The organism is Xanthomonas citri pv. mangiferaeindicae (genome assembly GCA_002240395.1).
GTDB lineage: Bacteria > Pseudomonadota > Gammaproteobacteria > Xanthomonadales > Xanthomonadaceae > Luteimonas > Luteimonas citri_A.
The window spans coordinates 850,509-876,761 of sequence record CP016836.1; the positions used below are offsets into that span (position 1 = coordinate 850,509).

Genomic DNA, 26,253 nt, shown 5'->3' on the forward strand with positions numbered 1-26,253 from the left:
GTTCGACTCATCGTTCGGCGGTGAGCACCGCCAGGGGAAACCGCGACCACAGCGCCGTGAGCCGATGCCGCCCGCCTGCCACGACGGTGCCGGCGATCGCATCGCGCCAGCGGCCATCGGGAAGCACGATCGACGTCGTATTCCAGACCCGGGGAACCAGTGCCGGCGCGTCCCCCTCGACCCAGGACAGCCCGAACGCGCGCGGCACGAGCACTATCAGCGCATCGCCGTCATGCCGTCGTGTACATCCAAGCACTCGATCGGCTGCATCGCCGTCGGCGTACAGCGGGGCATAGTCGCCATGCGCGAACAGCGCCGAGTGCGCATGACGCAAGGCCAACAGACATCGCCACAGCCAGGCCTTGGGACGCCCCTCGCGCCAGTCCGCATCGGGTGCGCGGTCGTCAGCCAGCCACGCCCGGCGCAAGTCGAAGTCCACCGCACGCCGATTGTCGGGATCGACCAGCGACAGATCCCAGCCCTCGCAGCCCTGGTACAGGTCCGGCACACCGGGCACGCACAACTGCAACGCCGCCTGCGCCAAGCCGACAACCACGCCCGGCGCGGCCAAGCACTCGGCCGCCTGCGCGAGCACCGCGCGCGCGCTGTCGTCGGCAAGCGCGCGACGGAGCAGCGCCGTCGCCGCGGCCTCGTAGTCGGCATCAGGCCGCGTCCACGACGAGCGCAGCTTGGCCTCACGCAAGGCCTTGAGCTGCCAGGCGGCGACGCGCTCGCGCAAGTGCGCGACGCCGGCGCTGTCGTCGGCGCGCAACGTGGGCGGCCAGGCGCCGACCAGCGTCTGCCACAGCATCGCGCGGTCACCGCCATCGACCGGCGCGCAGGCTTCGACCAGCGAGGACTCAACATCGGCCACGACATTCGCCCACCAGGTGGGCTCGGCGCTCAACAGCGCCAGCCGCGCCCGGACGTCGGCGCCGCGCTTGTGATCGTGGGTCGAGGTCGCCAGCAACGCCCGCGGCCCACGGCGGGCAGCGGCCGTATGGAAGTCCTCGACCGGCAGTGCCAGATGCTGGGGGTGGCTGCCGACCTCGTTGCGCGAGAGCAGCACGCCGTGGCGATAGAACGCGGTGTCCTCGACCGATTTCGCATTGAGTGGCGCCGAGAGGTGTTCGCAGCGCAAGCGCAGCGCGCGCGAGGCCGCGCCCGGGCGCTGCAAGGCCTCGAGCAGCGCAGCGACCGCGACCGCCAGCACCGCATCGTCGTCGCGCGCGAGCGCGCACTGCGCCGCGGTCTGCCAGCGCGCCAGGTCGTCGGCGTCGAAGCCGCCCGCATGCGCATAGGTCCGGTAGACCGGAAACTCGCACAGCACCGCGACCAGCGCCCGGCGCAGCGCCGGCGCCCCCAGTTCGCGCAACGCGGCATCGCCGGCGACCACGGCGTCGAGGGCGCGCGCCGCGCGGTCGGCTTCTGCGGCCAGCGCCCGGTCCAGTTGCTGGTGACGCGCCAGTCGTTCCTCGGCAGCGAAATCGCCGCTGCGTCCGCTGGCCGCACGCCATTGCGCCTGCAGCGCGGCCTCGCCCTCGTCGTTATGCAAGACGCCGGCGACCTGGTCCATGAAGTCGTAGCCGGTGGTGCCGTCGCAGGCCCAGTCGGCAGGCAGCCCCTCGCCCGGCGCGAGAATCTTCTCGACCAGCAGCACCGGTCGATCGGGCCCCGTGCTCGCCGCATCAAGGGCGCGGCGCAGGCGCCGCAGGTAGCCGCGCGGATCGGCCAGGCCGTCGACGTGGTCGATGCGCACGCCGTCGATCGCGCCCTCGGCCAGCAGCCGCAGCGGCAGCGCATGCACCGCGTCGAAGACCGGCACGTGTTCGATCCGCAGCGCCGCCAGCGAGGTGATGTCGAAGAAACGCCGGTAGTTGACGCGATCGAAGCCCGTGCGCCACCACGCCAACCGGTAGGGCTGCGCCAGCGCGAGCGCCTCGAGCCGCGCCGGGTCGGCATTGCAGGCGGCGCACCAGGCGGCGCGGTCGCCTTCGGGCGCGCCCGTCACTGGGAACGGTACCGTGTGATGCACCAGCACCGGGCCGCGCGCACCATCCTCGACCTGCAACACGCCATCGGCGATCGCGGCGCGCAGCGGCCGGTCCAGCACCGGCAGCCACAACCGCCCCTCGCGACCGGGCGCACGCCAGTCGATATCGAACCAGTCCGCGTGGCGCGACGCACGCCCCTGGGCAAGCACGTCCCACCACCACGGATTGTCGGCGTGCGTGGCCATGTGGTTGGGCACGATGTCGAGCAGCAGGCCAAGGCCGGCGTCACGCGCAGTGCGCGCCAGCCGCGCGAAGCCGGCGTCGCCGCCGAGCTCGGGATTGAGACGGGTGGGATCGATCTGATCGTAACCGTGGGTCGAGCCGGGCACCGCGGTACCGACCGGCGACAGGTACAGGTGACTGACACCAAGCGCGGCGTAGTAGTCGACTTGCGCTGCGGCCGCGTCGAAGCCGAAGTCGGCATGCAGTTGCAGGCGGGCGGTCGCGCGCAGCGCGGTCATGGGCATTTCCTTGCACGATCGAACGCGGCCAGCGCTGCATCCAACGATGCGTCGGGCGTGGGCAGGCGTCGGCGCCAGTTGGGATGGGTGTCGACCGTGCCCGGCAGGTTCGGCTGCTCGTCCAGGTCCAACGCGTCCTCGGCCGGCAGCAGCGCGAGCGGCGAAGGCGAAGCGGCGACGAAGGCGCGCCAGGCTGTCGGCCCGGTCGTCCCCAGTGCCTGCGCACAGGCCGCGTCGAGCGCGGCAACATCGGCCGCGCGTGCTTGCCGCTGCACGCGCTGGTCCGCCGGCGTCAGACTCCCCAATCGCAGGCGCCAATCGAGATCGCGGCCGCATGCCCAGCCGGCCAGCGTCGGCAGGTCGTGGGTCGTGGTGGTCGCAATCGCTTCGCGGCGCCAGCGCGACGGCGGCAGGAAGGCGCCATCGGCGTCGCGGGTGAACGGCAGTACGTCGATGCCGAGCACGCCGCGACGGGCCAACGTGTCGCGGATGCCGGGCGGCACCACGCCCAGGTCCTCGCCGATGACGATGCAGCGATGGCGCCATGACGCCAGCGCGACCAGATTGAGCAGATCGTCCAGCGGACAGCGCAGGTAGGCACCGGCGGACGAGGGCGCGCCGCGCGGCACCACCCACAGGCGCATCAGGCCGAGGATGTGGTCGATGCGAATGCCGCCGCGGCCGCGCATCGTCGCATCGAGCAACGCTCGGAACGGAGCGAAGCCCTGGCGTCGCAAAGCGCTGGGGGCGTAGCTGGTGACACCCCAGACCTGGCCCTCGGCGTTGAAGGCGTCGGGTGGCGCGCCGAGTTCGAGCCCTTGCAGCACCGCATCCGGGCAGGCGGCGGCCTCGGCGCCGGCCGGGTCGAAGCCCACCGCGAGATCGGCGATCAGCCCCAGGCCCATGCCGTGTTGCCGAGCGGCGTCCTGCACAACGTCCAAGCTCCCAGCCGCCAGCCATTGCGCGAAGCGATGCAGCGACGGATCGTCATCGCCAAAGTCGGCGGCGGCGTGCTTGGCGAAGGCGTCGAGCGCGGAACCGCCTGCGGCTTCGAACTGCGTCAATGCCGCACGGGCGGTCTCGGGCAGTCGATCGCGCGCCTCATGCAGCGCGCGCAGCCGACGCCAGCGCAGCCCGGCCGCGGCCGGCCAGTCGACGAGATCCGCGTCCGCGCCGTCGGTCGCGAACAACTCCAGCGCCGCGCACAGCGCGCGGACGGTGTCATCGCCGAGCACCAGGGCCGGTGCGGCGTGGACCGGATCGAAAAAACGCCGATCGCTGGGCGAATACGGACTGTAGAGGCCGCCCCGCGGTCGCGCGGCATGCACCGGACTGAGCGCCAGCGCATCGCCGCCCGCGGCCGCGACCCGCTGCGCCCAGTCGAGCACGCCGGCGGCATCGCCGACGCCGCCATCGTCCACGGCGCGCGTGCCGTAGACCTGCAGCCCGACGCCCCAGGCACGCGGTGCGGGGATACCGAGCGCATCGGCGACGCCGAAACAGCGCGTCGGGGCGACCGCGAGCGTCTGCGTGCGCCCTTGCCAGACATATCGCCAGTCGCCGGGCCGGACCGGTGCGCGAGTGCAGCCGTCCGCCGGGACAGTGACCACATGTTCGTCGCCATCCTCATGGATCAGTGTCAGTGTGGCGCCGGCCGGCAAACGACAGGCCATGCCGGCTTCGGCGGTCGCCAGCGGCGGCGGGATCGCATCGGCAGCAGCGCATGCGCGGCGCGCCGCCTCGATCGCCGCCGGTGTATGGGTCTGCAGGCCCAACGCCGTGAGGATCGCGCGCAGTGCGCCGTCGTCGACAATGCGCGCGCGGCCGGCGGCGTCCTCCCATGCGCGGCACAGCCCAGCGGCGTCGGCCAGCGCATGGAGCGCGGCGTTCATGCCCGCCCCCAGCGCAGCGCCGTGGTGTCGGGCGGCACCTGTGACGCATCGGGACCGCCGTCGCTGCGGTAGTGGCCGAGCGGGGTCGCAAGCTCCGGCTCGAACGCGACCGGCGTCGTGCCCAGATTGCAGACCAGCTCCATGTGCCACGTGCCATCCGACCAGGCCGCGCGCACCGCGGCCGGCGCGATGGCGCGCGCGCCCTGTGCGCGCAACGCGCGAAGCCGCGGTACCAACTGCGCGCGGCGCACCGCCAGCAGGTCGGCGAACCAGGCGGCCCATTCGGCGCCCGGCCCGGCCTCGGCCTCGCCCGGGTCCAGACGCGCCAGTTCGAACGTCGCGAGCGCATTGGGGTCCGGGATCCGCGCGCGCGCCTGCGGGTCGGCGAAGGCGGCGAACGACGCGAACTCGCGGCGCCGGCCTTCGCGCACCGCGGCATCGAGCGGCGGCGGGAAATCGGTGAAGAACGGAAACGGCGCGGTCGCCCCCCAGGGCTCGCCCATGAAGAACAGCGGCACCATCGGCGTGAGTGCGGTCAGCGCCAGCGCCGCGCGCAGCCGCGCGGCCGGCAGCTGCGACGCGAGCCGATCGCCGAACGCCCGGTTGCCGATCTGGTCGTGGTTCTGTGCGAACGCCACGAAATGCTGCGGCGGCACCTGGGCACTGGGTTCGCCACGCACAAGGCCGCGTGCATCGGCCTCGCCCTGGAAGGCGAACCCTTCGCCAAGCACGCGCGACAAGTGGGCGGCCGGCGCATCGGCGAACGCGGCGTAGTAGCCCTCGGTCTCGCCGGTCAGCAGCACATGCAAGGCATTATGGAAGTCGTCGTTCCACTGCGCGTCGTAGCCATCGCCGCCGAGCCATGAGGCCGTGTTGTGTTCGTTCTCCAGCACCAGGTGCACGTGCCGCTGCGCCGGTATCTCGGCGCGCAGCGCAGCACGCAGGGTCTCGAGGAACGCCGGCGGCGCGATGGCGTGCACGGCGTCGAACCGCAGCCCGTCGATGCGGTATTCGTGCAGCCACATGCGCGCGTTGTCGATGAAGAAACGCTGCACCCGGGGCTGGCGGAAATCGATCGCCGCGCCCCACGGCGTCGGCGTGTCGCTGCGGAAGAACGCCGGCGCGTAGGCCGGCAGATGATTGCCGTGCGGACCGAAGTGGTTGTAGACCACGTCGACGAACACCATCAGGCCATGTCCGTGGGCTTCGTCGATCAGCGCGCGCAGTTCGTCCGGCGTGCCGTAGGCCGAGGCTGGCGCGTACGGCAGCACGCCGTCGTAGCCCCAGTTGCGCGCGCCCGGGAACTCGCCCAGCGGCATCAACTCGATCGCGGTGATGCCCAGCTTCGCCAGCCGCGGCAGCTGCGCACGCACGCCGGCATAGCCGCCGCAGGCGCCGACGTGCAGTTCATAGAGCACCGTCTCGTTCCAGGGACGCCCGCGCCAGTCGTCGTGGCGCCAGCGATAGGCCGCCGGATCGACGACCGCGCTCGGGCCGTCGATGCCGTCGGGCTGCCAGCGCGAGGCGGGATCGGGCACCAGCGCGTCATCGAGCCGGTAGCGATAGCGCAGGCCGGGCGCGGCGGGCTGGTCGAGCACGAAGCCACCGTCGCCGTCGGCACGCATCGGCACCGGCGCACCGTCCTGGGGGACCAACCAGGCCTGCGTACAGGCAGGCGCCCAGATCGAGAACCGCACCGTGCCGTCAGCCTGCGGTTGCGCGCCCCAGGCGCCTGCCGGCGTGCTCACCCGAGGCATTCCAGCCAGATCGTCGCCAGCGGCGGCAGGGTCAGCCGCAGTGACTGTGCGTGACCGTGCATGCTCTCGGGGGCGGTGACGACATCACCGCCGTTGCCGACATTGCTGCCGCCGTAGTGGGCGCTGTCGGTATTGAGAATCTCGCGCCAGCGCCCGGCATGCGGCACCCCGACCCGATAGCCGTGGTGAACTTCTGGGGTCATGTTGCTGACCACCAGCACCGGACGTCCGCCGCCGGGACGATGGCGCAGGAAAGCGAACACGCTGTTGGCGTGGTCGTCGCCGACGCTCCAGTCGAAGCCCTCGGGCCGGTCGTCTGCGACATGCAGTGCGGAGTGCGCACGCAGCAGGGCATTGAGATCACCGACCAGGCGCTGGATCCCGGCATGCCCCGGGTCGTCGAGCAAGTGCCAGTCCAGCGCACCGTCGTGGGCCCACTCGCGGCGCTGGCCGAACTCGCCGCCCATGAACAGCAGCTTGCGGCCCGGGTGCGCCCACATGAAGCCGAAGTAGGCCCGCAGGTTGGCGCGCTGGCGCCAGTCGTCGCCGGGCATCTTCGACAACAGCGCGCCCTTGCCGTGCACGACCTCGTCATGCGAAAGCGGCAGCACGAAGCGCTCGGAGAACGCGTACACCATGCCGAAGGTCATCTCGCTGTGGTGGTGCCGGCGATGCACCGGGTCGCGCTGCATGTACTGCAACGTGTCATGCATCCAGCCCATGTTCCACTTGTGCGAAAACCCCAGGCCACCCTCCTCCACCGGCGCGGTCACCCCGTGCCACGCGGTCGATTCCTCGGCCATGACCCAGACGCCGGGATGGCGGGCGGCCACCTCGGTGTTGAGCCGGCGCAGGAACGCGACCGCCTGCAGGTTCTCGCGCCCGCCGTGTTCGTTTGGCACCCACTCGCCGTCGCCGCGGCTGTAGTCGCGGTAGAGCATTGAGGCAACCGCATCGATGCGCAGCCCGTCGAGATGGAAGCGCTCGATCCACTCCAGCGCGCAGCCGATCAGATAGCCCGAGACCTCGTTGCGGCCGTAGTTGTAGATCAGTGTGTTCCAGTCACGATGCAGGCCTTCGCGCGGGTCGGCGTGCTCATAGAGCGCGGTGCCGTCGAAGCCCTGCAACCCGTGTGCATCGTCGGGGAAGTGCGCGCCGACCCAGTCGACGATCACGCCCAGACCAGCACGATGGCAGGCATCGACGAAGCGGGCGAAGCCGTCGGGCCCGCCGTGGCGCGCGGTCGGCGCATACAGTCCGGTCGGCTGGTAACCCCAGGAGCCGCCGAACGGGTACTCGCCGACCGGCAGCAGCTCGACATGGGTGAAGCCCAGCCCGGCGACATAGGGCACCAGCTGCGCGGCGAGCGCGTCCCAGTCCAGCGATGCGCCGTCGGACGTCCGCTGCCACGACGCCGCGTGGACTTCGTAGATGCTCATCGGCAGGTCGGCGCGTGTCTCGCGCTCGGCCATCCAGGCCTGGTCGGTCCACGCGAATGGCCCTTGCTGCGGCACGATCGACGCGGTCGCCGGCGGCAGTTCGGCCTGCCGCGCGAGCGGATCGGCCTTGTGCGCCAAGCGCCGGCCGTCGCCAGTGACGATCGCGAACTTGTAGCGCTGCCCGGCCAGATCCTGCGGCAGGAACAACTCCCACACGCCCGCGGTATGCCGCAGGCGCATCGGATGCCGGCGCTCGTCCCAGGCGTTGAAGTCGCCGACCAGGGCGGCCCGCTGCGCATTCGGGGCCCAGACCGCAAAGCCGGTGCCGGGCACGCCATCGAGCGTCCTGGCATGGGCGCCGAGCGCGCGGCGCGTCGCATCGGGATCGCCGTCGCGCAGCGCATGCAGCGTCGCCTCCTCCAGCACCGGGCCGAACCGGTACGGGTCCTCGGTGATCTGCACCGCGTCAGGCCATTCGATGCGCAGGCGGTAATCGGTCCCCGTCGCCAGCCGCGCCTCGAATAGGCCGCGCGGATCGCGCGCGCGCATCGGCGCCAGCACCGCACCGGTCGCGTCGACCAGCGCCGCGCCGTGTGCCCCGGGCAACAGCGCGCGCACCGTCATGTCACCATCGGCCTGGACGTGCGGGCCGAGCAGCGCGAATGCATCGGCGGCGCAGGCCTCGAGCAATGCGTCGACTTCTGGCCCCAGGTCGTCCGAGGCATGCGCCGGATCGTGGCCGGCGCTGGCAGATTCGCTCATGCGGCGCGCGCCGCGGTGCGCGCGTAGAGGTCGGCGTAGCGCTGGCCTGCGTGCTCCCAGCCCGAGGGCACCAGCATCGCGGCGCGACGCATCGCCGACATCAGGCCCGGCAGCCGCCAGGTCCGGAACGCACGTCCGACGCAACGGCGCAGCGCATCGGCCGACGGCTCGGCGAACAGGAAGCCGGTCACGCCGTCGTCGACGGTATCGATCAACCCACCGGTGGCATGCGCGATCGGCAAGCTGCCGAAGCGCTGAGCGTACATCTGGCTCAGCCCGCACGGCTCGAAGCGCGAGGGCATCAACAGGAAATCGGATGCGGCATAGACGCGCCGCGCCAGGCTCTCCTCGAAGCCGATCATCGCCGCCATGTGCGCCGGATAGCGGCCGCACAGCGTGCGCACCGAGCGCTCGATCTGCCGTTCGCCCTGGCCGACGAACACGATCTGGCCGCCGGCGGCGGCGATCTGCGGCGCTACCTCCACCACCAGGTCCATACCCTTCTGGTGCACCAGCCGAGATACCACCGCAAACAGCGGTCCGCGGCTCTGCGGCAGATGGAACTCGCGCCGCACCTGCTCGGCGTTGACGTTCTTGCCCTGCCACTGATTGACGCTGAAGTGCACGGGCAGATGCGTATCGGTGCGCGGATCGTAGCTGGCGTCCACGCCGTTGATGATCCCGCTCAGGCGCCCGGCCGCGGCGCGGCGTGCGAGCAGCGCATCGAGTCCGCAGCCCAGCTCCGGGCCGGTGATCTGGCGCGCATAGCTCACGCTCACGGTGTTGACTTGGTCGGCATGCACGATGCCGGCCTGCAGGAACGACAGCCGGCCGTAGAAGTCCAGCGCCGGCGCGGCGGCCTCGGGAATGCCCAACTGTGGCGCCATCGTCGCCGGAAACAGGCCCTGGTAGGCGAGGTTGTGGATCGTCAGCAGGCTGGGGACCGCGATCCCCTCCCAACGCAGGTAGCCGGCGGCAAGCGCACACGGCCAGTCGTTGAGATGCAGCAACCGCGGCGTCCAATCCAGGCCAGCGCGGCCGGCGGCGATCTGCGCGGCTGCATGCGACAGGGTCGCAAAGCGCACTGCATTGTCGTCCCAGTCGGTGCCGGCATCCGAGACATAGGGTGAGCCCTCGCGCTCGAACAGCGCGGCGTTGAGCAGCACGTAGACCGGCAGGCCGTCGGCCTGGCGCACCAGGCCGATGCGGCAGGCCGGCAATGCGGCGCTGCCGGCGATCTCACCGACGATCTCCAGCGCGCCGGCCTTCTCCAGTACCGCCGGGTAGCCCGGAATCAGCACCCGCACGTCATAACGCGCGCGCAACGCGCGTGGGAGCGCAGCGGCCACCTCGCCCAGACCACCGGCCTTGACGAAGTCGCTCATCTCCGACGTCACGAACAGCGAGGGTTGTCGCGCTGGCGCGGTGACTGCGATCCGGGCGGTCGGAGCGGAACGGGCGAACCGGCCGCGTGCATCGCGTTGGCGCTGCAAGCCGCGAACGGTCTTGGCGCGGACCACGGGTCCTGGGTGGTCGATGGGCTGTGGCATGACGAAGTCCGATAAGCGTGGCGACGAACGGCCGTCATACGGCGCGCTGCCCGGGCAGGGCGGCGATCCATGGCGGGATGGCGTGTGGGGGAGTCACCGGCGACGGGACGATCGTCCCGGCCTTGAATCCACTATGGGAATGCGCCAATAAAAGCGTCGTGAAGCGGGCATGGCCGCGATGTGACGCCTGGGACGAACTTTCGCCATCTCGGACGCAGGCAACGGGCACAACGATGCGATGAATGCGCTGTGGGGACGCTGCCCGTCAGCGCTGCGCCTGAATCGCGCACGCGGATCGATCGCGTTCTGCCTCTCGATCTACAGGCCGGTTGCCTCGACACTGCCGCGCGCCGCATGGCCGATGGCGCGAGCGCAAGGCCGGTTGACCATCTCAGTCGACGTGCGCGTTCGCACCGGGCGCGCGGCGTGCCGGCGTCGCCGTCGATACTGGCACCACCTGCACCTCGGTCTGCGTGGACGGCAAACCGCTCGCGCCGACCTGCGAGCCTTCCACCAGTTGCGTGCCGTGTTCGCTCGATTGGCTGACGATGCGCACCAGCTCGCTCGACCCATCCGGCCAGACCACACGGAATGTGGCCCCGGGCGGCAACGTCCGAAACGGGGTCGGGCTCTGCGCGCGATACAACGCGGCCACCTGCGCAGCGCCGAGGCGGCGCTGTTCGGGCGGCGCCGCGATGGTGGTCTCGGCGACTTCGGCCAGGCCACCGTAATGGTCGCCGATCGCATCGACGACCACCCCTGCGACCGCGACCGAGTAGCCGAAGAAGACCGCAGCCCAGAACCAGAACCGTACCCTGCGCGAAAACGCCCGCTGCTTCATTTCGTCACCATCCCGACCTGCTGGTCGCGTCGTAGTTCAGCTGTCATCTCTTCGATCTGTTCGGCGTCCTGAGGCGGCGACGCCTCCCGGACGAACGCCGAGAAATCCTGGCTCTCATCCTGAGCGCAGATGCCACCCTCGGCGCAGTACCGGGTCATCAGCGCCCCGTCGCCGCTGCAATCCAGGCCCAGGCCGCAGGCCGCGTTGTGCCAGGCGATCTCCGCGTTCTGGGAGCCGGCCACGCGACCGGCCAGCGCCGGATCCCCGGCCGCCGCCTCGCCCATCGCCGGGGCCAATGCGGTGTAGGCATCCGGGTCGGCCGATTCGAGCACGCGGTCGACCAGCCCGCGGCGATAGTCCTCGTCGTCGGCCAGCGGCGCGCCCATCGACAGCAACGCCGCCTCGGCCGGCAGGCTGCCGGCCAGCGCCGCCTCGCGCCGTTGTTCCACCAATTGCACGAAACTCGGCGCGTCGTCGGCGACGAAGCGGCCGCAGCGGCGCTCGATCCGGGCGCGCGCGTCCCGCAGCGGGCGCGCGGCCGGCAGGGGCAGACTGGCGAGCAACAAGGTGTCGCGTGCGTAGTCGACCGGCGCCCGGGCATAGCCGGCGCAGTACTCATGGATCCGGCTGACCAGCCAGCGCGCCTCGGCGTCGCCGCTCTCGGCCAGCGGCAGCAATCGCTGCGCGAGTGCGAACAGATCCTGCGACCGCTCGAAAGCCTGCCGGGGCGAGACCGGGACCGCCGAGGCCGCGCGCTGCGAGGTGGCATGGCGCGTCGTCCGTCCCAACCGTGGGGTCGTCTTCGTTGCAGCCCCAGACACCCGCGACATGGCGAATGCATCGCTAACCGGCGCCGCGTCACGGCTCCGGTTCGCAGCAGCCGGTGCATCGGCACGCGAGAACGCCAGCGCCAGGACCACGGCGGCGGCGAGCACGAGGGCGGCGGCGACTCTCAGATGCAAGGTGGGCTTCCGGCAGGTCCGGGCAGGAGCGGGATCGCCCACGCCGAGCCATTCGACCTGGGCGGCAATGCCGCCGGCGCGCAGGAACCGGGCGGGGACGCGATTGTAGCCCATCGCGGGATCCCGCCCGGGCGGGATCCCGGCCACAATGTGTGACTGCCATCACGTCATTGCGCGCGCGCTCACACGCCCTGCAGGGCAGACCTCAGTGGTGGCATCCGGCGCGCCTTTTGAGACGCGCGTTGACATGCTGCATGCACCCGCCGCCCGCAAGGTGATGTGCCGCCCTTTTTCGGAGCCCGCCATGCGTCCCACGCCGTTCGTGCGCCCGCTCGCCGCCGCCCTCGCCTCGCTGGCCCTGTTCGCCGCCGCCGGCTGCGATCGCCGCGACCAGCAAGAAGCGCTATCGACCGACCCGCAGACCGTGCCGCCGCCCGACCACGCGGCCACTCGCAACCCGGACGCGGGCGCGGGCGTCACCGCTCAGGACGTGGACGGCGACCGCACCGCCGCGCCCCCGGCCGACAGCGTCGAGCAGGGCCCGCTGTCGGAACCCGTTGGCGACCCCGCGCCGCCGCCGCCCGACCCGCCGCCGGCCCCTTGAGCGACACTGCGGCCTTTACGCGCCGGGACATGGGACCGAAGATGCCGGCCCCACGTCGCGGAAATTCACCATGCCTCACCTCGAACTGAGCCTGCGCTGCAGCGAAGCCGAGCAGCCACGCTATGCGCGCGCGCTCGAAGACGTGGGGGCCCTGGCAGTGACGATGCTCGACGCCGACGCCGATACCTCCAACGAGCAGGCGATCCTGGAGCCGGGCGTGGGCGAGACACCGTTGTGGAACTCTGTGGTGCTGACCGCGTTGTTCGAGGTCGACACCGACGCGCTGGCGCTGCTGGCCGCGCTCGAGTCCTTCGACGGCGGGCTCGACTGGACCCGCGCCGGCTTCGCCAAGGTCGAGGACCAGGACTGGGAGCGGGCCTGGATGGACCAGTACGTGCCGCTGCGCTTCGGCGCGCGCACCTGGATCGTGCCGTGGAACAGCGAGGTCCCCGAGGAGGCCAGCGACGATGCGGCGATCGTCCGCCTCGATCCCGGCCTGGCCTTCGGCTCGGGTACCCACCCCACGACCTCGCTGTGCCTGCAGTGGCTCGATGGGTTGGCCACCGATGGCGTGCTCGACGGCTGCACCGTGCTCGACTACGGCTGCGGCAGCGGCATCCTCGCGCTCGCCGCGCTCAAGCTGGGCGCCGCGCAGGCGATCGGCGTCGACAACGATCCGCAGGCGCTCCAGGCCTCGGGCGACAACGCCGCGCGCAATGGCGTGGACACGGCCCTGACGGTGTTTCTGCCCAGCGACGCGCCACAGGCGAGCTATCCGGTGGTGGTCGCCAACATCCTGGCCACCGCGCTCGATGCCCTGGCCGAGACGCTGGCAGAGCGCGTCGCACCGGGTGGGCGGATCGCGCTGTCGGGCATTCTCGACGGCCAGGAAGAAGCGCTGCTGCGACGCTATCGCCCCTGGTTCGAGCAGTTGGCGGTCGCGCGCGAAGGCGATTGGGTCCGCATCGACGGCGTGCGGCGCTGAGCCCGCATCCGCGCAAGCCCATGCTTCAATAGCCGGATGTTCATCCATTGCCGGCACTGCGGCGACCTGGTCGCCACCGACCGGGCGACCGGCCTGCCACCGGCGCGCTGCCCGCGTTGCGCCGGTGTCTTGAATGCCGCCGCCCCGCCCGAGCCGACGGTCTCGGTAGCCAGTCTGCTCAGACCGCGCCCCGACCCCGCGGCGTCGCCGATGGCGATGACGTCCGCCGCGGCGGCGCCCGCGCCGCCCGCCGAGCCGACGCGCAAGGCATCCTCCCCGCCCCGGACGACGCGTCGCGTACCGTCCCGAGTTTCGCCCGCTCGCGTGTCGCCGCTGCCTCGCCCCGCGCACGGCGATGGCTGTGGGTCGCCGCTGTCGGGCTGGCCCTGCTGCTGGTCCTGCAGGGCCTGTTTGCCGAGCGCGCGCGGCTGGCTGCCCACCCGGCCTGGCGCCCCGCGCTGGAGCGCCTGTGCGGCGCGCTGGGCTGCGCGCTGCCGCCCTGGCGCGAGCCCGCGGCGCTGGCGCTGCTCGCGCGCGATGTCCGTGCCGAGCCCGAGGATCCGACCCGTCTGCAGGTCAGCGCGGCCTTCCGCAACGACGCGCGCTGGCCGCAAGCCTGGCCGCAACTGCGGCTGGTGCTGTCAGACATCGATGGCCACGTGATCGGCAGCCGCGTGTTCACGGCCCAGGAGTATCTGGGCGGCGCGCCGCCTGCGCCGACGCTCGCGCCCGGCGCCACTGCGCACGTTCGCCTGACGCTCGAAGAGCCTGGGCCCGGGGCGGTCTCGTTCGCCTTCGAACTGCTGTAGACAGGCCTGTACCGCTGGTCGGCGCGTTTGTCCGGTCGCCGCGCCGCGCGATAGACTCACCCAGCCGCCATGCCCGCGCTGCCGACGCCACCCGCCGTCGGCGCTTTATCCGCTCGAGAGCCGCCTTGAACGCAGACCGATCCGACAGCAGCATGCGCGAGGCGCCACGGACCCCGCTGCGCGAGCATGTCGCCACCTCGATCCAGCGCTATCTGGGCGATCTCAACGGCAACGACACCGACAACCTCTACGAGGTCGCACTGCGCGAGCTGGAGATTCCGCTGTTTGCCGAGGTGCTCAATTTCTGCGATGGCAATCAGAGCCGCGCGGCCGCGATGCTGGGCATCCATCGTGCGACGTTGCGCAAGAAGCTGCGCGAGTACGGGTTGACCCAGTAACGCCCGCCACGCAGGGCGCGCTGGCCGCGGCCGCTATAATCGCGGGCTCTTTCCGCTCCGCAGCCACCCCATGACCGTCTCCGCTTCGTCCGGCGCGCCCGTGCAGATCCGCCGCGCCCTGCTGTCCGTTTCCGACAAGACCGGCCTGCTCGATCTGGCCCGCGCGCTGGCTGCGCGCAACGTCGAGCTGCTGTCGACCGGCGGCACCGCCAAGGCGCTGCGCGAGGCCGGGTTGGCGGTGCGCGACGTCAGCGACGTCACCGGCTTTCCCGAAATCATGGACGGGCGCGTCAAGACGCTGCACCCCAAGGTCCATGGCGGCCTGCTGGGGCGTCGCGGCACCGACGATGCGGTGATGGCCGAGCACGGCATCGAAGCGATCGACCTGCTGGTGCTCAACCTCTATCCGTTCGAGCGCGTGGCCTTTGCCACAGATGCGAAGTTCGACGACATCGTCGAGAACATCGACATCGGCGGGCCGGCGATGCTGCGCGCGGCCGCGAAGAACTTCGCACACGTCGCGGTCGCGACCGACCCGGCGCAATACCCCGCACTGATCCAGGAGCTCGATGCGCACAACGGCGCGCTGTCGGCCGCGACCCGGTTCGCGCTGTCGGTCGCCGCGTTCAACCGCGTCGCCCAGTACGACGCGCGCATCAGCGATGTGTTGTCGGCGATCGCCGAGCCGTCGGATGCCGGCGCGGCCAAGCGCGCGCCGTTCGGCGGCCAGAGCAACGGCAACTTCGTCAAGGTCATGGACCTGCGCTACGGCGAGAATCCGCACCAGCAGGCCGCGTTCTACCGCGACCTGTATCCCGCACCGGGGTCGCTGGCGACCTTCGAGCAGTTGCAGGGCAAGGAATTGTCGTACAACAACATCGCCGACGCCGACGCGGCCTGGGAATGCGTGCGCCAGTTCGACAGCTGCGCCTGCGTGATCGTCAAGCACGCCAATCCCTGCGGCGTCGCGGTGGGCGCGGCCTGTGGCGATGCCTACGAACTCGCCTACGCGACCGATCCGACATCCGCCTTCGGCGGCATCATCGCGTTCAACCGCAAACTCGACGCCGCGACCGCGAAAGTCATCCTCGACCGCCAGTTCGTCGAGGTGCTGATCGCGCCCGACTATGACGACGCCGCGCTCGACTACGCGTCGAAGAAGGCCAACGTGCGCGTGCTGCGTATCCCGATGGCGCCGGCGTCGACCCGCTTCATCGACACGAAGCGCGTCGGTTCGGGCCTGTTGATGCAGACCGCCGATGACCGCGTGGTCACGCGCGACGAGTTGAAGGTGGTCACCACGCGCACGCCGACCGAAGCGCAGTTCGCCGACCTGCTGTTCGCGTGGAAGGTGGCCAAGTTCGTGAAGTCCAACGCGATCGTCTACGCGAAGGACCACCGCACGATCGGCGTCGGTGCCGGCCAGATGAGCCGCGTGTATTCGGCGCGTATCGCCGGCATCAAGGCCGGCGACGCCGGGCTGGTGGTGCCCGGCTCGGTGATGGCCTCCGATGCGTTCTTCCCGTTCCGCGACGGCATCGACGCCGCGGCCGAAGCCGGTATCCAGGCGGTGATCCAGCCCGGCGGCTCGATGCGCGACAACGAGGTGATCGCCGCAGCCGACGAACACGGCATCGCGATGGTGTTCACGGGGGTGCGCCACTTCAGGCATTGATGCCAGCGAGGCTGGCATCCATCCCAAGGTTTGCTGGCGCAAACCTCGGGCCCCGGCCAGCGGCTCCCACACCCCCATCCGCGCCGTTGGCGCGGATCGCCCCCCTGACTCAGGGGGCTGGCGTCGTTCCGGGGATGTGCGCCTACCTGACGATCCATGCCGACGCCGATGCCAGCGAGGCTGGCATCCATCCCAAGGTTTGCTTGCGCAAACCTCGGGCCCCGGCCAGCGGCTCCCACACCCCCATCCGCGCCGCTGGCGCGGATCGCCCCCTGACTCAGGCAACTGGCGTGGCGTTCAATCCGGGATCACTCCGGCCTGCGGACTCGCGCGCTATGGTCGGCGCCAGTCCGCTCCTGGAGGTTGCGATGGCCCGTGCATCTTGGTGGTCCCTTGCGCCGAAGCGCGGTTGGCCGGTTGTACTGGCCACGACGCTGGCGTTGACAGCCTGCGGCCAGGCGCAACCGCCGGCCGCCGCCGCGCTGCCGGCGACGACGGCCGAGGCGGTGGCCACGCCTGCACGTGAGCCGCCCCACGTCGACGACAAAGCGGCCGATGAAGGCGAGCCGGTCGGCCTGCCCGGTGGCTGGGTCCGCGACTACCTGGTGACCCAATACGGCGAGCTCGCGCAACTCGTCGGCACCTGGCCGGGCCACCCGGTCGCGGCCGGCCTGGGTGAGGACGCGGCCGAGCGCGAGGTCTGCGCACGCGCTGCGATCGGCACTGCCGACACCCCCGCCGAACTGGTCGCGGTCTGCGGCGTCCCCGACGGCGCCGGCCATGTCACCGGTGCGCTGGTCGACCTCTTCCTGCTCGAGGCCGGCGACGGCCTTGCCGTGGCCGGGGCCCGGCAGCACCTCACCGATTACGGCAGCAGTGGCGACGTCACCGACGTGCGCGTCCAACGCTTTGGCGCGGCGCTGTACGGCGTGATGATCGAGGACGGCTTCACCGGCCAGGGCATCACGGTCGGCGCCCGCAGCCTCCTGTTGCCGCACGCCGGCGGCTTCCGCGAAGCGGCGACGGTGCGCAGCAGCCTCGAGCATGCCCAGGCGCCGGACGACGCGCTTGATCTGGCCTTCGACCTGACGGTCGACGACCGCGACCGGAGGGCTCCCGCGTGGCCACTGGTGATCCGCGAACACGGCGAAGCTTGCGGCCGATATGTGGACCGCGAGTACCGCCTGGCGTTCGACCCGGCCACCGGTACCTGGCCCATCCCCGCGGCATTGCAGCGCGACAGTTGCGACTGAGTGCAGGACAAATCCACCGCGCCCGCTGCGCAGGGCCGATAGACTAGTCGCCCCTCCGCTTCCCTCGGCTACGCATGAAGAAGGTTCTGGTCATCGGTTCGGGCGGCCGCGAGCATGCGCTGGCCTGGAAGCTCGCACAGTCGCCGCAGGTCGGCGAGGTGCTGGTCGCACCGGGCAACGCGGGCACCGCGCGCGAGACCGGTTGCCGCAACGTCGATGTCGCCGCCACCGATCTGGACGCCTTGCTCGCGCTGGCACGCGACGAGGGCGTGGCCTTCACCGTCGTCGGACCCGAGGCGCCGCTGGTCGCCGGCGTCGTCGATCATTTCCGCGACGCGGGCCTGCGCATCTTCGGGCCGACCGCCGGCGCCGCTCAGCTCGAGGGCAGCAAGGCGTTCGCGAAGGATTTCCTGGCCCGCCACGGCATCCCGACCGCCGCCTATGCGGTGTTCACCGACGCCGACACTGCGATCGAGTACGTACGTCAGCACGGCGCGCCAATCGTGGTCAAGGCCGACGGCCTGGCCGCCGGCAAGGGCGTCATCGTCGCTACCACGTTGGACGAAGCGGAAGCGGCGATCCACGACATGCTCTCGGGCAACGCCTTCGGCAGCGCCGGTGCGCGCGTGGTGATCGAGGAGTTCCTCGACGGCGAGGAAGCGAGCTTCATTTCGATGGTCGACGGTACGACCGCGCTGCCGATGGCGACCAGCCAGGACCACAAACGCGTGGGCGATGGCGACACCGGCCCCAACACCGGCGGCATGGGCGCCTACTCGCCGGCTCCGGTCGTGACTCCGGATGTGCACGCGCGGATCATGCGCGAGGTCGTCGAACCGACCGTACGCGGCATGGCCGCCGACGGCGTGCCGTTCACCGGCTTCCTCTACGCCGGGCTGATGATCGATGCCTCCGGCGCGCCGAAGGTCATCGAGTTCAATGTCCGGTTCGGCGACCCGGAAACACAGCCGGTGATGATGCGGCTGACCTCGGATTTCGCCGCGCTGATCGAAGCTGCGATCGACGGCGCGCTCGCTGGCGTGCAGGCGCAGTGGGACCCGCGCCCGGCGCTGGGCGTGGTCATGGCCGCCGAGCACTATCCCGATACGCCGCGCACGGGCGATGCGATCAACACCTGGGACACGCCGCCATTACCTGACACCAAGGTCTTCCATGCCGGCACCCGGCTCGACGCACACGGCCAGGCGGTGACCGCGGGCGGGCGCGTGCTGTGCGTCGTCGCGCTCGGTGAGTCTGTGGCCGATGCCCAGCATCGCGCCTACGGCGAGATCGCCGGCATCTCCTGGCCGGGCGAGTTCCATCGCAAGGACATCGGCTGGCGCGCGATCGAACGCGAGCGCAGCTAAGGCCCCACCGCGCCGAACCCGCACGACCGTCCCGCGCCCGCATGCCCTCCCCGATCAACGAGCGCCTGACCCGGCTGTGGGCCCATGAGAAGGCCAGCACCGCGCTGCGCGTATCGATCGCGTTCGGCGGTGCGATGGCGCTGTGCTGGCAGTTCCAGCAGTTGGCCGCATTGCCGGCGGTGTTCCTGGGCATCATCGCCAGCGCGATCGCCGAGACCGACGACAACGGCTTTGGCCGGACCAAGGCGGTGCTGCTGTCGCTGCTGTGCTTCGGCGCCGCTGCCGGCGCGATCACGCTGCTGTTTCCCTACCCGCTGGCCTTCATTGCCTGCCTGGCGGCCACCACGTTCGCACTGACCCTGCTCGGCGCCCTGGGCGAACGCTACGCATCCATCGCCCAGGGCACGGTGGCGCTGATGCTGTATGCGGCGATCGGCATCGACCAGCACGGCGTTGGCGACGCCGAGGCGGCCTGGCGCGGCGCGGGCCAGTTGCTCGCCGGCGCGGCCTGGTACGGCGCGCTGTCGATCCTGTGGACGATCCTGTTCGCCAACCGTCCCGTCCGCGAGCGGCTGGCCCGGCTGTTCGCCGAACTGGGTCGCTACCTGCAGTTGAAGGCGGCGCTGTTCGAGCCGATCCGCGACCGTGACCTGCACGCACGCCGGCTCGCGCTGTCGGAGCAGAACGCGCGCGTGGTCGCGGCGCTTGAGGCCACCAAGAATGCAATCATCAGCCGGTTCGGCCGCTCCGGCCGCCCGGGCGTGCAATCGGGGCTGTACTTCCGCCTGTACTACATGGCGCAGGAATTCCACGAGCGCGCCAGCTCGTCCCACTACCCTTACGAGGCGCTGGCCGAGGCGTTCTTCCACAGCGACGTGCTCTACCGCGGCCAACGGCTGCTCGAGCTTCAGGGCCGCGCCTGCCGCGCGCTCGGCGAGGCGATCCGTCTGCGCCGCCCGTTCCAGTACGGTGCCGGCACACGCCAGGCGATGGTCGATCTGCGCCAGTCGCTCGACCACCTGCACGCGCGCGGCGACGGCCGGCAGACCCGCTTGCTCGCCTCGCTCGAATCCTTGGTGCGCAATCTGCAGGCGATCGACCGTCGACTGGCCGAGGACACCCTGTCCGACGCACCGCTCGATGGCATGGACACACGCCTGCGCGATGCCTCGCCGCACACCCTGCGCGAGATGGCCACGCGCCTGGGGCGGCAGCTCAGCCCGACCTCGGTGCTGTTCCGGCATGGCCTGCGCATGGCGATCGCGCTGTGCGCCGGCTATGCGGTCATGCATGCGATCGGCGCACGCAACGGCTTCTGGATACTGCTGACCATCGCTTTCGTCTGCAGACCGAGCTTCGGTGCGACGCGCCGGCGCCTGGCCCAGCGCATCGCCGGCACCCTGCTCGGCCTGGCCGCCACCTGGGCGTTGATGCAGCTGTTCGTCGGCGTGGAGGTCCAGTTGCTGCTGGCGTTGCTGGCCGCGGTGGTGTTCTTCGTCAGCCGGACCGATCGCTACGCGCTCGCGACCGCAGCGATCACGGTGATGGCGCTGCTGTGCTTCAACCTGATCGGCGATGGCTTCGTGCTGATCTGGCCGCGCCTGCTCGACACGCTGATCGGCTGCGCGATCGCCGCGGCCGCCTCGTTCCTGATCCTGCCCGACTGGCGCGGCCGGCAACTCCACCTGGTCATGGCCGGGGTCGTCGATGCCCACGCGCGCTACCTGGGCCAGGTCCTGGAGCAGTACCGCAGCGGCATGCGCGACGACCTGCCCTACCGGGTCGCCCGGCGCGACATGCACAACGCCGAGGCGGCACTGTCGGTGGCCCTGTCCAACCGGCTGCGCGAACCCGGACGCTACCGGCGCGACCTCGACGCGGCCTTCCGGTTCCTCGCCGTGTCCAATACCGCGCTCGGCTATCTGTCGGGACTGGGCGCGCACCGAGGCACGCTGGACAGCGAGGCCGATGAGGCGGTGTTCGCGGCCGGCACGCATCTGCAGCGCGCGCTGGCGGAGATTGCGGCCGCCCTGTCCGCGCGCCGTGCGCCCCCGGTCGTCGACGCGACCGCGGAGACCGCGATGGCCGAAGCGCTCGAACGCGCCGGCGATGCCACCTCCGATCCACGGCAACGGCTGCTGGGCACTCAACTGGCCTTGCTGCTGCGTCTGCTGCCGGATCTGCGCAACGCCGCCGAGGCCGCTGGCGCGCCGGCGGCGGCGTCTCGCCTCGCGGCGGCCGGCTGAGCGGGCGCGATACACACGCCGACCCGATGACGGCCGCCACCGCGCGTGCCATCCTCCAGGCCGCTCCCACCAGGCCCATCGCATGATCCCAGGCAACGCCACGCTGACCATGTCCGTGCTGATGACGCCGGACATGGCCAACTTCTCCGGCAACGTGCACGGCGGCACGCTGCTCAAGTATCTCGACGAGGTGGCCTATGCCTGCGCCAGTCGCTACGCCGGGCGTTACGTGGTCACGCTGTCGGTCGACCAGGTGACCTTCCGCGAACCGGTCCATGTCGGCGAACTGGTGACGTTCCTGGCCTCGGTCAACTACACCGGCCGCACGTCGATGGAAGTGGGCATCAAGATCATCGCCGAGAACATCCAGGCCCGCTCGGTCCGCCACACCAACAGTTGCTTCTTCACGATGGTCGCGGTCGACGCCGACGGGCGCCCGGTGCCGGTCCCGCCGCGCGAGCCGGCCAGTGCCGAGGAGCGCCGGCGCTTCGAGCAGGGCCGGCAGCGGCGTCAGATCCGCCAGGAACTGGAGCAACGCTACCGGGCGGTGCGCGGCACGGGCGATGCGACGGACGCGACGGCGTGATCGCGTCGCGTCACACGCTATGACGCCCCCTGGCCGGACCGCAATGCCGACCTGCTAGGCTCCGCGCAGTCCGTCCAGGAGCCGCCATGTCAGGCCAGTCCCAGTTCGCCCTGCTGCGGCAGCGGCGCTTCCTGCCCTACTTCACGGTCCAGGCGCTCGGCGCCTTCAACGACAACGTCTATCGGCAGTCGGTGATCGCACTGCTGTTCTTCCTCGGCGTGGGCACCGCGGAACGCACGCTCTACACCAATCTCGCGCCGGCGCTGTTCATCCTGCCCTACTTCCTGTTCTCGGCGATCGCCGGCCAGATCGCCGAGAAGCTCGAGAAGCAGAAGCTGATCGTCATCACGACCGCGATGGAGATCGCGATCATGTCGCTGGCAGCCGCAGGTTTCCTGCTGCAGAGCATGCCGGTGCTGCTGGTCGCACTGTTTCTGACCGGCACCCAGTCGACCCTGTTCGGCCCGGTGAAGTATTCGATCCTGCCCTCGGTGCTGCGGCCCGAAGAGCTCACCGGCGGCAACGGTCTGGTCGAGATGGGCACGTCGATCTCGATCCTGGCCGGCATGATCTACGGCGGTCTGGTGTTCAAGCTCGCCGGCAGCCACGGGCCCGAAGCCGCTGCGGCATCGGTGGTCGCGCTGGCGGTCGCAGGCAACCTGGTCGCCCGGCTGATCCCGAAGGTGGATGCCGGCGCGCCGACGCTGACGATCAACTGGAACCCGATTCCCGAATCGCGGGCGGTGATGCGCTTGGCCCGGCGCCAGCTGGCGGTGCGCAACGCGATCCTGGGCGTGTCCTGGTTCTGGTTCGTCGGCACGGTGCTGACCGCGCAGTTGCCGACCTACGCCGAGGTCTATCTGGGCGGCGTGGTCAACGACACCGCGCTGTACATCTTCGCGCTGGCCCTGTTCTCGGTCGGCGTGGGCGCCGGCTCGCTGCTGTGCGAAAAGCTGTCCGGACGCATCGTCGAGATCGGCCTGGTGCCCGTCGGCGCCTTCGGGATCAGCGCGATGCTGCTCGACCTGTACTTCGCCCGGCCCGGCCTGCCGCCGCAGACCGGCCTGACAATCGCCGCCTTCCTCGACGCGCCCGGCGGCTGGCGCATCGTGGCCGACCTGATCGGGGTGGGCCTGTTCACCGGCATCTTCGTCGTCCCGCTGTTCGCGCTGATCCAGAGCCGCACGCCGCGTTCGAAACTGTCGCGGGTGATCGCCGGGCTCAACATCCAGAACTCGCTGTTCATCGTTGCCGCAGCGGTGATCGGCGTGCTGGTACAGCGTGAGTCGCTGTCGCTGGGCGGCCTGACGCTGCCGTTGCCGGGCCTGACCGTGCCGCAGATGTTCCTGGCCCTGGCGATCGCCAACCTGATGGTCGCGATCTGGATCTTCACCATCGTGCCCGAGTTCCTGATGCGCCTGGCCAGCATGCTGCTGGTCCGCACGCTCTACCGGCTGCGCGAGCGCGACGTCGATCCGGCGATCCCGGCAGACGGCGCGGCCCTGATCGTCTGCAACCATGTCAGCTACATGGATGCGCTGATCCTGTCGGCGGCGATCCCGCGACCGGTGCGGTTCGTGATGGACCACCGGATCTTCGCGATTCCCGGGCTGCGCTGGATCTTCCGGCACGCCAAGGCGATTCCGATCGCCGGTGCCAAGGACGACCCGGCGCTGATGCAGCGCGCGTTCGACGCCATCGATGCCGCCCTGGCGCAGGGTGAACTGGTCGGCATCTTTCCCGAGGGCCGGCTGACGAGCGATGGCGAGATCGCCACCTTCCGCACGGGGGTGGAGCGCATCCTGGCGCGCGCCCAGGCGCGCGGCCAGCAGGTGCCGGTGGTCGCGCTGGCGCTGCGTGGCATGTGGACCAGCATGTGGAGCCGGCACCATGCCCATGCCGGCAGCCGGTTCGCCCGCATGCGCGTGCCGCGGCGCCTGCGCGCCCGCATCGAGGTCGTCGCCGCACCGCGGATCGACGCGTCGGCCGATCTCACCGCTCCGAGGCTCGAGGCCGAGGTGCGGGCGCTGCGTGGCGATGCTGCCTGAGCGTATGCCCTCTGCCCGCCGGTGTCCGGCTCGGGTACGCTTGCGTCCATTCAGGTCCGCCCACGTCGGACCGACCGTTCTCGGGGAGTCACATGCCAATCGGGCTCACGTCATCGAAGCCTGCACAGCGCGTGCGCGCGTGCAGCGCAGCGTCGATTTCCGCCCCGTCTCCGCCGCCCTGTTCAGCGGGTGGCGTGCCAGACGGCCGGTTCCATGCCGCCCGCCTGCAGCAGGTGACAGGACGGGGCCTCGGCGTCCACATCTCCACGACGCCGTCTCCACCTAGGCTGCACGCGTTGCCCCCAATCCGAGCATTCCGTCACACCCTCCCGCCATCCTCCAGGAGCGCACCACCATGAGCACCATCCCACCGCCCCGCCGCCGCCCAATCCCTATGACGCCCCCGGTACGCCGCTGCCCGGCACGCCGATCGCGCCGGGCACGGTGCCCAACCACCTGGCATGGTCGATCATCGCCACCGTGCTCTCGCTGTGCCTGTGCTGCATCGTCGGCACGATCCCGGGCATCGTCGCGATCGTGTTCGCCGCCAAGGTCAACACGCTGCTGGGCCAAGGCGATCTGGCAGGCGCACAGCGCGCGTCCAACACCGCCAAGACTTGGTGCTGGGTCACCACCGGCCTGTGCATCATCGGCCTGCTGTGGACGATCTACTCGCTGACGCTGGGCGGCGGCATGGAGCAGTACCAGATGATCTTCGACCAGATCCAGAGCGACATCTGATGTCCCACGTGCACGGCCAGCGACCGCTGGCGCGCGTGCGCGTCGCCACCGTCGCCCTTGCGGGCGGCGGTCTGGCGGCGGCCGCGACCGGTGTCTGGCTGCTGCGCACGTTCGATCCCAATGCCCCGGGCAGCCCCTTCCCGCCGTGCATGTTTTACGCCGCGACCGGATGGGTCTGTCCCGGCTGCGGCCTGACCCGTTGCCTGCACGCGCTGGTTCATGGCGACCTGCCGCAGGCGTTCTCGATGAATCCGCTGCTGCTGGTCCTGCTCGCGCTCTCGCCGCTCGCACTCGCCTGGCGCATGGGATGGCGGCCCGGCTGGCTGCAGCCGGTCGCCGCGCGCTTGTCGACAGCCACGTTCTGGCTGGTGCTGCTGTCGGTCTACTGGGTCGCACGCAACCTGCCGTGGCCACCATTCACCTGGCTTGCGCCCGGCGGACTCGGCTGACAGCCCCTCAGCCGGGCTTGGCGCCGGTCTGCAATGCGTACCAGCGCGAGATCAGCCAGCGCGAGATCGACAACGCAGGCGACAGCAGCAGATCCGGGTTGGCATCGCGCAATGCCGCGCCGACCGCATCGGCGTCGAACCAGCGCGCGTCCTCCAGCTCGTCGTTGACGCGCGGGATGTCGGGTTCGGCCTCGGCAAGGAAACCGAGCATCAACGACGACGGGAACGGCCAGGGCTGCGAGGCGAGATACCGGCAATGGCGCACCCGCACCGCGCTTTCCTCGAACACTTCACGCGCGACCGTCTGCTCAAGCGTTTCGCCCGGCTCGACGAAGCCGGCGAGCGTGGAATAGCGGCGCGGCGGCCAAGCTGCCTGGCGGCCGAGCAGCAACCGTGTGCCATCGGTCACCGCGACGATGATCGCCGGATCGGTGCGCGGGTAGTGCTCGGTGCCGCATTGCGGACAACGGCCGAGCCAACCGGCCCGCGCCCACTGCAGCGCCGCGCCGCAAGCGCCGCAGTAGCGGTGCCGCGCACGCCAGTGCAGCACCGCGCGCGCCTGTGCGAAGGCGGTGGAGTCGCGTAACGGCCAGGACGCCGCGGCGCTGCGCAGATCCACCACCCCGTGCACCGACAGGCCCTCGGGCGCATCGCCCGCAGGCAGCGCGAACCACCCCTGCTCGCCGTGCAGGCCCAGGAACACCGCAGAATCCGGGCGAGCGCCCAGCGCCGTCCCGGTCAACGCCGGCGGCGCGCCGTCGGCATCGACGGCCGCGTCGCCATGCGCATCGAGCACCAGCACGCGTGCCTCGGGCCATAGCCGCGACAGCGCCGCGCTGTCGGTTCGCAGATGTTCGGCGCGATCGAGCGGCGCCTCGACGAAACGGAAGTCCATGCGGGGATTATGGCCGGCCGCGGTGTCGCAATGGCGACACGGACCGCGGCGTCATGCACCGACCGGCGGCACTCGCGCCGGCCAGCCGCCCGCCGATCAGACCGTGAAGCTGCTGCCGCAGCCGCAGGTCGACTTCGCGTTGGGATTGCGGATCGTGAACTGCGCCCCGTGCAGGCTCTCGACGTAGTCCACCGCCGCGCCCATCAGGTACTGCAGACTCAGCGGATCGACCACCAGGGTGACGTCGTCGGTGACGATCGCCAGATCGTCCTCGGCACGCTCTTCGTCGAACTCGAAGCCGTACTGGAAGCCCGAACAGCCCCCGCCCTGGATGTAGACGCGCAGATTCAGCGCGGGATTGCCCTCGCCTTCGATCAACTCGCGCACCTTGGCCGCCGCGGCGGGCGTGAATTCCAGCGGCCGCTCCAGGGACTGGTAGCCGGGGCCCTCGATGGTCAGCACTTCGCTCATGGCCGACA

The 26,253-nt window shown here is 70.8% G+C and carries 21 protein-coding genes; 12 read left to right on the forward strand and 9 right to left on the reverse strand.

Annotation, left to right across the window (positions count from 1 at the left end):
- Positions 1–7: 7 nt before the first annotated feature.
- The 7 genes from BEN78_03710 to BEN78_03740 all read right to left on the reverse strand — a co-directional run bounded on the left by BEN78_03710 (position 8) and on the right by BEN78_03740 (position 11,718).
- Positions 8–2,515 carry a malto-oligosyltrehalose synthase gene (locus tag BEN78_03710; GenBank protein ASR42633.1) on the reverse strand — a complete coding sequence of 836 codons (2,508 nt, stop codon included), beginning with the start codon at positions 2,513–2,515 and terminating at the stop codon, positions 8–10.
- Positions 2,512–4,407, reverse strand: coding sequence for a 4-alpha-glucanotransferase (locus BEN78_03715; GenBank protein ID ASR42634.1), 1,896 nt, complete (start codon positions 4,405–4,407; stop codon positions 2,512–2,514). The genes BEN78_03710 and BEN78_03715 overlap by 4 nt, the downstream gene beginning before the upstream one ends.
- On the reverse strand, positions 4,404–6,164 hold the full coding sequence (locus BEN78_03720; GenBank protein ASR42635.1) for a malto-oligosyltrehalose trehalohydrolase: 1,761 nt from the start codon (positions 6,162–6,164) through the stop codon (positions 4,404–4,406). The genes BEN78_03715 and BEN78_03720 overlap by 4 nt, the downstream gene beginning before the upstream one ends.
- A complete protein-coding gene (locus tag BEN78_03725; protein ID ASR44887.1) occupies positions 6,152–8,314 on the reverse strand; it encodes a 1,4-alpha-glucan branching enzyme in 2,163 nt (720 codons plus the stop codon). Before BEN78_03725 ends, BEN78_03720 begins: the two co-directional genes overlap by 13 nt.
- A 47-nt stretch (positions 8,315–8,361) precedes the next feature.
- Positions 8,362–9,915: a starch synthase gene (locus tag BEN78_03730; protein ASR42636.1), complete on the reverse strand. Its 1,554-nt coding sequence runs from the start codon at positions 9,913–9,915 to the stop codon at positions 8,362–8,364.
- 391 nt (positions 9,916–10,306) lie between these two features.
- Entirely contained in the window at positions 10,307–10,756 is a 450-nt protein-coding gene (locus BEN78_03735) for a hypothetical protein (protein ASR42637.1), read from the reverse strand.
- Complete coding sequence (locus tag BEN78_03740) at positions 10,753–11,718, reverse strand: hypothetical protein (GenBank protein ID ASR44888.1); 966 nt, start codon at positions 11,716–11,718, stop codon at positions 10,753–10,755. The genes BEN78_03735 and BEN78_03740 overlap by 4 nt, the downstream gene beginning before the upstream one ends.
- A 247-nt stretch (positions 11,719–11,965) precedes the next feature.
- On the opposite strand from BEN78_03740, the gene BEN78_03745 reads away from it, so the two are divergent.
- From BEN78_03745 to BEN78_03800, 12 genes are all read left to right on the forward strand, one after another.
- Positions 11,966–12,322 (forward strand): hypothetical protein, encoded by a 357-nt coding sequence (locus BEN78_03745; protein ID ASR42638.1) that lies wholly within the window; start codon positions 11,966–11,968, stop codon positions 12,320–12,322.
- A gap of 70 nt (positions 12,323–12,392) precedes the next feature.
- A complete protein-coding gene (locus tag BEN78_03750; GenBank protein ASR42639.1) occupies positions 12,393–13,307 on the forward strand; it encodes a ribosomal protein L11 methyltransferase in 915 nt (304 codons plus the stop codon).
- 47 nt (positions 13,308–13,354) lie between these two features.
- Positions 13,355–14,116, forward strand: a complete 762-nt coding sequence (locus BEN78_03755; GenBank protein ASR42640.1) for a hypothetical protein — start codon at positions 13,355–13,357, stop codon at positions 14,114–14,116.
- A gap of 125 nt (positions 14,117–14,241) precedes the next feature.
- Entirely contained in the window at positions 14,242–14,514 is a 273-nt protein-coding gene (locus BEN78_03760; GenBank protein ID ASR42641.1) for a Fis family transcriptional regulator, read from the forward strand.
- Positions 14,515–14,584: 70 nt separating this feature from the next.
- A complete protein-coding gene (locus BEN78_03765) occupies positions 14,585–16,189 on the forward strand; it encodes a bifunctional phosphoribosylaminoimidazolecarboxamide formyltransferase/IMP cyclohydrolase (GenBank protein ASR42642.1) in 1,605 nt (534 codons plus the stop codon).
- Between the two features lie 335 nt (positions 16,190–16,524).
- Complete coding sequence (locus BEN78_03770) at positions 16,525–17,442, forward strand: hypothetical protein (GenBank protein ASR42643.1); 918 nt, start codon at positions 16,525–16,527, stop codon at positions 17,440–17,442.
- Between the two features lie 74 nt (positions 17,443–17,516).
- On the forward strand, positions 17,517–18,809 hold the full coding sequence (locus BEN78_03775) for a phosphoribosylamine--glycine ligase (GenBank protein ASR42644.1): 1,293 nt from the start codon (positions 17,517–17,519) through the stop codon (positions 18,807–18,809).
- A gap of 41 nt (positions 18,810–18,850) precedes the next feature.
- Positions 18,851–21,055 (forward strand): TIGR01666 family membrane protein, encoded by a 2,205-nt coding sequence (locus BEN78_03780; protein ASR42645.1) that lies wholly within the window; start codon positions 18,851–18,853, stop codon positions 21,053–21,055.
- Positions 21,056–21,137: 82 nt separating this feature from the next.
- Positions 21,138–21,641, forward strand: a complete 504-nt coding sequence (locus BEN78_03785; protein ID ASR42646.1) for an acyl-CoA thioesterase — start codon at positions 21,138–21,140, stop codon at positions 21,639–21,641.
- A gap of 86 nt (positions 21,642–21,727) precedes the next feature.
- Positions 21,728–23,689: a glycerol acyltransferase gene (locus BEN78_03790; GenBank protein ASR42647.1), complete on the forward strand. Its 1,962-nt coding sequence runs from the start codon at positions 21,728–21,730 to the stop codon at positions 23,687–23,689.
- Positions 23,690–24,103: 414 nt separating this feature from the next.
- The gene (locus BEN78_03795; GenBank protein ASR42648.1) at positions 24,104–24,430 is read left to right on the forward strand and encodes a hypothetical protein; all 327 of its coding nucleotides are present in this window, start codon (positions 24,104–24,106) and stop codon (positions 24,428–24,430) included.
- A 35-nt stretch (positions 24,431–24,465) separates the two neighbouring features.
- Positions 24,466–24,879 carry a hypothetical protein gene (locus BEN78_03800; GenBank protein ASR44889.1) on the forward strand — a complete coding sequence of 138 codons (414 nt, stop codon included), beginning with the start codon at positions 24,466–24,468 and terminating at the stop codon, positions 24,877–24,879.
- A gap of 7 nt (positions 24,880–24,886) precedes the next feature.
- Here BEN78_03800 and BEN78_03805 read toward each other — a convergent pair whose 3' ends face one another.
- Positions 24,887–25,774 (reverse strand): NADH pyrophosphatase, encoded by an 888-nt coding sequence (locus tag BEN78_03805; protein ID ASR42649.1) that lies wholly within the window; start codon positions 25,772–25,774, stop codon positions 24,887–24,889.
- Positions 25,775–25,870: 96 nt separating this feature from the next.
- Positions 25,871–26,245 carry an iron-sulfur cluster insertion protein ErpA gene (locus BEN78_03810; GenBank protein ID ASR42650.1) on the reverse strand — a complete coding sequence of 125 codons (375 nt, stop codon included), beginning with the start codon at positions 26,243–26,245 and terminating at the stop codon, positions 25,871–25,873.
- Positions 26,246–26,253 lie beyond the last annotated feature (8 nt).